This window comes from Porcipelethomonas ammoniilytica, assembly GCF_025567485.1.
Classification (GTDB): Bacteria; Bacillota; Clostridia; order Oscillospirales; family Ruminococcaceae; genus Porcipelethomonas; species Porcipelethomonas ammoniilytica.
Window position 1 is genome coordinate 1 of sequence record NZ_JAOQKH010000062.1, and the last position, 1764, is coordinate 1764.

A 1764-nucleotide genomic window follows, 5' to 3' on the forward strand; every position below is an offset into this window, starting at 1 on the left:
GAATGCAAACGGTACAACATATGCCGATGATGTTTTTATTGCGGGTGATGAGGGCCCTGAGCTTATTATAGGAAAAAAAGGCGCTAAGGTCTTTCCGGCAGATGAAACTAACAGAATTATTGATGCTGTAACAAATGATAATCATTTCAACGTTCCCCCTGCCGAATCCCCTGTAAAAAAGTTTGAAAACAAAACCGAATCAGTATCCCGCCGTGAAGTTGATCTCAACATCAACGGAAAGGGTTCTATAAACGTAAAAAGCAATATGGATAAGGAACAGGTTGCGGAGATCCTTATAGAAAATTTAAAGCCTGCACTTATGAGTATTATTTCAACTGAATTATTTGAGGAGGGCGAAGACTCTTATGACTTCTAGCAAATATCAAATATGGCTTGAAGCAGGAAAAAAGAAACATCAATTGCCTGTGAATCCCGAAAGTATCAAGATTCAGAGAAACGGCAACAATCAGAGCGTAACCATTGCCGGACTTGGAGAAACTACCGTATTACAAGAACCCAAAGCCGTTACGATTTCATTTTCGTCCTTTTTCCCCAAGACGTATTTCCCCGGCTGTACTGTGAAAAAACCTCTTTTACCCCATGCGTATATCAATGCAATATCCACATGGCTTAACGAAAAGACTGTTGTCCGACTGTATATAACTAAATGCGATATTGTATGGTATGCAACGATTGAAAGCTTTTCCTACTCCCAAAGCGGCGGAGACGTTGGTTCTTATGATTATACCATTTCGCTGAAATCATATAAGACGGTGAGAGTCAGACAGATAAATATTAACAAGAACAAAAAAGCGTCTGCCCCCAAAAAGACAAACGCAAGAGTCAATACCAAATCAAAGCCTAAGACTTATACCGTAAAATCAGGAGACAGCCTTTACAATATTGCCAAAAAGTATTACGGAGATGGATCTAAGTATACTAAAATCTATGAAGCCAATAAAAAGATAATAGGCTCTAATCCTAATCTGATAAAGGCAGGTCAGGTATTAACAATACCGTAAGGAGGCAAGTTATGTCCGATATCAATTTGATTTTATACCGTGACGGCAAAACCTACGATATCTCGGAACTTGTGGAAAGTATCAAGTGGAAAGGGAGAAAGGGTTCTGCCGCACGGTCTGTAAGTATTTCGCTTCTGGACTGTAAAGGCGCACAAAGCGGAATAGATGTCACAAAAGGTCATCAATTGATTTTCAGTTATAAGGGCAAGGAATTATTTAGGGGTATGATAATGTCACAGCAGCAGTCCGAAAGCTTTAAAATGCCAATTACCGCCTATGATAACGGTATTTACCTGTCAAACAATAAAGATACATTCGTGTACGAGAACAAAACCGTACACGATATTTTTATTGACGTGTGCAAGCGTTTCGGTATTAAATATTCGGACGTTGCAAAGACATCATACAAAATTCCGGAGCTTACAAAGTCAAAAACAACTGCATGGGACGCAATACTCGACGCCATTTCTCAGGATTTTAAAGCTACGGGAACAAAGTATTATGTGAATTCCTCAAAGGGAGTTTTAAGCCTTATAAAACGTCGTGAAAATATACTTCAATGGGTTCTTGAGACGGGCGGAAATATTATGTCATATACATACAAAAAGAGTATTGAGGATATAAAGACACGTTTAAAAATTCTCTCTGACGAAGATAAGGTTTATGCCGTTAAGAAGAATACCGAGCTTGAAAAGAAAATCGGTATTTTTCAGGATATCGAAAAAAAGGACGATGATCTTTC

The 1764-nt window shown here is 38.6% G+C and carries 3 protein-coding genes; all 3 read left to right on the forward strand.

The window, feature by feature from the left end; translation table 11 throughout:
• A partial coding sequence (locus OCV67_RS13145) for a hypothetical protein (RefSeq protein WP_178085176.1) occupies window positions 1-376 on the forward strand: 376 nt, incomplete at its 5' end.
• Entirely contained in the window at window positions 366-1022 is a 657-nt protein-coding gene (locus OCV67_RS13150; RefSeq protein WP_147644384.1) for a LysM peptidoglycan-binding domain-containing protein, read from the forward strand. The genes OCV67_RS13145 and OCV67_RS13150, both read left to right, overlap by 11 nt.
• A gap of 11 nt (window positions 1023-1033) precedes the next feature.
• A partial coding sequence (locus tag OCV67_RS13155) for an XkdQ/YqbQ family protein (protein WP_147644385.1) occupies window positions 1034-1764 on the forward strand: 731 nt, incomplete at its 3' end.